General features: G+C 76.1%; 4 protein-coding genes. All 4 read right to left on the reverse strand.

What is annotated here, in order from left to right; all coding sequences use genetic code 11:
• Window positions 1-1738 (reverse strand): ABC transporter permease (locus PHA29_RS10225; RefSeq protein ID WP_270849525.1); only part of this gene is annotated, 1738 nt, incomplete at its 3' end.
• Window positions 1735-2505: a P-loop NTPase family protein gene (locus PHA29_RS10230; RefSeq protein WP_270849527.1), complete on the reverse strand. Its 771-nt coding sequence runs from the start codon at window positions 2503-2505 to the stop codon at window positions 1735-1737. The genes PHA29_RS10230 and PHA29_RS10225, both read right to left, overlap by 4 nt.
• A gap of 169 nt (window positions 2506-2674) precedes the next feature.
• Window positions 2675-4156, reverse strand: a complete 1482-nt coding sequence (gene gltX / locus PHA29_RS10235; RefSeq protein WP_270849529.1) for a glutamate--tRNA ligase — start codon at window positions 4154-4156, stop codon at window positions 2675-2677.
• 196 nt (window positions 4157-4352) lie between these two features.
• The gene (gene pcp / locus PHA29_RS10240) at window positions 4353-5015 is read right to left on the reverse strand and encodes a pyroglutamyl-peptidase I (RefSeq protein WP_270849530.1); all 663 of its coding nucleotides are present in this window, start codon (window positions 5013-5015) and stop codon (window positions 4353-4355) included.
• Between the last annotated feature and the right edge of the window lie 175 nt (window positions 5016-5190).

The raw sequence follows: 5190 nt of genomic DNA on the forward strand, positions 1-5190 counted from the left end.
CGCCCAGCGCGCCGGCGCCCTGCCCGACGGCGGAAAGCGCGTCGGCGAGCGCGACGCCGCCCGTCGCTATCTGCTCCATACCGGTCGAGAACGGGGCGAGGACGTCCGAGAGCGCGCGGACCCCCGTCGCCAGCCCCGCGGCGCCCGATCCGACGGCGCCGTCGGCGGAGAGCTGGCCGGCGAGCGCCGAGACGCCCGACCCCAGGGCCTCCACCTGGCCGCCGAGCCCATCGAGGCCCTGCTGCACCGCCAGGGCGCGCGCCGCGGCCGAGGCGACCGGCTCGGCGAGGCGCCGGGCGATATCGCACACCTGCCCCGCCTCGTCCGCCGCGTCCGAGCGGGCGACGTCGTAGGCGTCCCGGGCCGCGGCGAGGTCGGAACGGGATGCCTCGGTGCCGGCGAGGGCGTCGGCCGCGTCCCCGGCCATGGCCGCGAGCGACGCCGCCTGCCCGGAGGCGTCCCCCATCCGCTCGACGAGGGCGTCGCGCCGCGCGGAGAGGCCGTCGAGCTCCTCCACGACGGCGGCGAGCTCGGCGGCGTCGACGGGGCCCTCCCCGCCCGCGAGCTCCCTCAGGCGCTCGTCGAGGGCGTCGGCGTCCGCATCGAGGCGCTCGAGCTCCTGCCGGATGCCGGGGTCCCCGTCATCCGCGTTGTCGAGCTCTCCGGCGAGCGAGGTCGCGCGGGCGCTCGCGGACGCGGCCGCATCCCGGGCGCCGTCCACGGCCCCCACGAGCCCCGAGGCGGCGGAGGACATCTCCCCGGCGGCGGTGTCCGCGCGCTGGAGCGCGTCGGCGAGCGAGGCGGCATGGGGCGCCGCCTCGAGCGCGATGCGCCCCGCGTCCGCGAGGTCGGACCCGCTGGCGGCTAGGGCGTCCGAAAGATCTCCGACCGCGGACCCCGCCGCGCTCACCGCCGTGCCCATGCCGTCGAGGGCGGTGGACGCGCCGTCGAGGCCCGCCGCGAGCGCGTCCGCCCCCGTGGCGAGCGGGCCCACGGCCTGCCCGCTCACGGCGGAGAGCCCCTCGGCGAGCGCCGCGGCCCCGGTCCCCAGGCCGCCCACGCCGGAGGCGATGCCGTCGATGCCCGAGGCGAGCGCCGCGGTCCCGGTCGCCGTCTGCCCCAGCCCCGCGGAGACGGCGTCCGCCCCTTGGGCGAGCGCGTCGTATCCCGCATCGAGCATGGCCGTGCCGTCGGCGGTGAGGGTGAGCCGCGACCCGGTGCCGCGCATGTCGCCGAGGACCGACAGCAGGTACTCCTCGCCCAGGTCGGCGCGCAGGCGCGCCTGGACCTGCTTGAGGGCCTCCGACCCGGCCTCGGTGGCCAGCGCGTTCACCCCGCCGTCCGAGACGATCTCAACGGCGGCCCTCACCGGGTCGGCGCCGTCGAGGCTCGCCACGCAGGCGGAGTAGTCCTCGGGGATCTTCAAGACGAGCTCGTAGGTGCCGTCCGCCAGGCCCTGCTCGGCCTCGGACTCGTCCGCGACGGTCCATGCGAGCTCGCCGGATTCGAGCAGCGAGTCGACGAGGTCTTCGCCGCGCGTCCCGTCGTCGAGGTTCACGACGGCGACCGGGATGCGCCCGGTGGAGCCGGAGAGCGCTGGGGCGAGGGCGCCGGCGAGGACCAGGACGATGGCCGCGGGCGCGAGGACGACCGCGAGGGTGCGCGCACGCGACCTCCCGCCGCGCGCGACGGGGGCCAGAAGCGCGCGCAGCGCGTCGGGGATGCGGCGGGTGCTCATGAGCGGGCCTCCTCGGGTCGGGACGGGCGGGGCGCGGCGAGCGCCTCGGCGGAGGGGATGTCGAGGGCCACGGCCGCATCCGCGGCGCGCGCAGCCGCGGGCTCGGGCGTGCACGCGATCACCGCGCAGCCTCGCGCCCGCGCGACCCGGCGCCATGCGGACACGGTCAGCTCCGCATCCCGGGCGCTGAGCCCCTGCACGAACGGGTCGCCGAGGTCGACCACGGCGACGGCGGGCGCCGCGGCGAGGGCGAGCGCTCCCGACAGGCGGGCGCGCGAGCGGGCGTCGAGAAGGTCGAGGCGACGGTCGGCATGCGTGGCGAGCCCGTGCTCGCCCAGGTAGACGAGGACGTCGGCATCTGCCGCCCCGCGCCAGGCGAGCTCGCGCGCCACCGCCTCCTCCACCGTGAGGGAGCCGTCGACCTCGGCCGCCCCGGTGACGAACCCGATCCCGACGCTGCCGCGCGGGAGGCGGGCGCCGCGACCCCGCGCCCGCGCGAGCTCGACGCTGCGGACGCGCAGGGACCCGGAGGTGGGCCGCACGAGCCCCGCCACCGCGAGCCCCAGGTCGCGCGCGCAGGCCGGGTCTGCCGACAGCAGGGCGGTCACGGCGCCGGGGGCGGCCTCGAAGCTCGCGAACTCGAACGAGCGGTATCCCCCGCGGGGCGCGTAGGCCGCATCGCGGCAGACCACGACGGGGTCCGCCGACGGGCCGTGGGGCGAGCCCGCCTCGGGAGCGCGGGTCTGATCGGTATCGTCTGGAAGCACGGAACAACCTCCCGGTCGGCATGGGACGGAGGAGGGCGCGCGGCGCCGGTCCTATCCTGTCATCTATACCCGCTCGCCGTGCCGATAACCCACCATATGAGGGGGCGCCGGGCCATCGCGGCCCGGCGCCCCCTCGCCATCGCATCCGTCGCGGTCGGTCCCGGCGCCCCTACAGCGCCAGGGCGCGGGCGCGGTCGATGCGCGCCAGGCAGTCGGCGCGGCCGATGAGCTGCATGGTCTCGCCGAGCGGCGGGCTCACCATGGTGCCGCACTCGGCGACGCGCACGGCCTGGAACACCAGGCGCTTCTTCATGTCGAGGGCCTCGGGCAGCGCCTCCAGGGCGGCGTCGATCGCGCCGGCCTCCCAGGCGCCCTCCGGGACCGCCTCCAGCGCCGAGCGGGCGGCGTCCAGCACGGCCCCCATGCCCTCCTTGGCCAGGCCCTTCGCCACGGACTTCTCGTCGTAGGCGAGGGTGTCCGCCGTCGCGAAGACGGGCGCTGCGACGGCCGCGGCGTCCGCGGGCATCTTGGTGCGGGGGCGCACGATGGAGGCGAGCAGGGCCCACCAGGCATCGTCGTGGTCGGCGCGCGCGACGGGCACGCCCGCGGCGGCGAGCTGCGGCAGCGCGATGCCGTCCACGAACGCGTCGTCGTCCATCGCGTTGATGTACTCGGCGTTCATCCAGTCGAGCTTCTTGGGGTCGAAGGTCGCCGGGTTCTTGGAGATGCGCTCGAGCGAGAACTCGCGGGCGAGCACCTCGCGCGGGATCACGGTGGTCTCGCCGTCGAGCGACCAGCCGAGCAGCGCCAGGTAGTTCACGAAGGCGTCGGACAGGTACCCGGCGTCGCGGTACTCCTCGACGCTCGTCGCGCCGTGGCGCTTCGAGAGCTTCTTGCCGTCGGCGCCCAAGATCATGGAGATGTGGGCGAAGGTCGGCACCGGCGCGCCGAGGGCCTCGTAGACCATGACCTGGCGCGGGGTGTTGGAGAGGTGGTCGTCGCCGCGGATGACGTGGGTGATGCCCATGCACGCGTCGTCGACCACGGTCGCGAAGTTGTAGGTGGGCGTGCCGTCGGAGCGGAAGATCACGAAGTCGTCGAGTTCCTTGGCATCGAAGACGACCTTCCCGTGGACGGCGTCGTCGACCACCACGTCGCCGCGGTCATCGGGCACCTTGATACGCAGCGTGTAGGGCTCGCCGGCGTCCATGCGGCGACGCGCCTCGTCGGGGTCGATGTCGCGGCAGCGGCGCTGGTAGCCCTGGAAGGGGTCCTTGCGGGCCTGCGCCTCGGCGCGGTCGGCGGCGAGCTGCTCGGGCGTGCAGAAGCAGGGGTAGGCGCGACCCTCGGCGAGCAGGCGCTCGGCGGCCTCGCGGTACAGCGCCAGGCGCTCGGTCTGCGCGTACGGGCCGAAGTCGCCCCCGACCTCGGGACCCTCGTCCCAGTCGAGGCCCAGCCAGCGCATGGCACGCAGGATGACCTGGGTGTTCTCCTCGGTGGAGCGCGTGGGGTCGGTGTCGTCGATGCGCAGGATGAAGGTGCCGCCGTTGGCGCGGGCGAACGCCCAGTTGTAGATGGCCGTGCGGGCGCCGCCGATATGCAGCTTGCCGGTGGGCGAGGGCGCGAAGCGCACACGGACGTTTGAGCTCATGGATGCTCCTTGCATTCGTCGGGTTCGGAACCCCTGCATTATAGGGCAGGCCGCGCCCGCGTCCGCCCCGGGTCGGGACGATGCGACGGAAGCGACAATTAAACCCGAGTCGGGACCGCGGCGACGGGGGCCGCCGCGCCTGCCGGACCCGTCATCTCCCCGCCGCGCCGCCCTCCGGGGGGATGCGGGCCGGGGCTCACCGCTCGGTGCCGCCGACCACGGGCTCGATATCCCCCTCGGGATGGCCGACGATCGCCTCGAGGGCGAGCTCGAGGCCCCGGACCATGGTGTCCAGCGGCATCGTCGGCGTCCCGGCGGGCAGCTCCGGCGCCTGCTCGGCGGCGTACGGGACGTGGATGAACCCGCCGCGCACGCCCGCGGCCTCGGTCGCGCACAGGTGGAGCAGCGCGTAGAGCACCTCGTTGCAGCAGAAGGTGCCGGCGCTGAAGGACACGGCCGCCGGGATGCCCGCCGCGCGCATCCCCTCCACCATGGCGTGCACCGGCAGCGTCGCGAAGTACGCGTCCGGCCCTCCGGGGACGACCGGGACCCCGCGCGGGCGCGCGCCGTCGTTGTCCGGGATGCGCGCGAGGGCGTAGTTGATGCCCACGAGCTCGGGGGTGATGCGGCTCCGCCCGCCCGCCTGCCCCACGCAGACCACGGCGTCCGGCCGCAGCCCGCGCACCAGGCCGCGCAGCTCCTCCGCATCGCGACCGAACGCGACGGGGAGCGCATGCGCGAGGACCCGCGCCCCCGCCACCTCCGCCGGGAGGCGGCGCACCGCCTCCAGCGCCGGGTTGGCGCCCGCGCCGCCGAACGGCTCGAAACCGGTCACCAGGATCCTCATGGCCTCCGCCATCGCGGCCCCTCCCATCGTGCGCCCCGATGTGGCGACGGACCGCCCCGATCGCGCGACGCATCGCGCCGGGCCCCAGGGCGCGCGGGGCTGCCCGCGCGCGTCGCCACCGTCTGATTATGGCACGGGGCCGCCCCGTGTCCACGGCCGGACGCGGCGCCCCGCCCGGCCGCCGTCC

Source organism: Candidatus Collinsella stercoripullorum (genome assembly GCF_027669965.1).
GTDB lineage: Bacteria > Actinomycetota > Coriobacteriia > Coriobacteriales > Coriobacteriaceae > Collinsella > Collinsella stercoripullorum.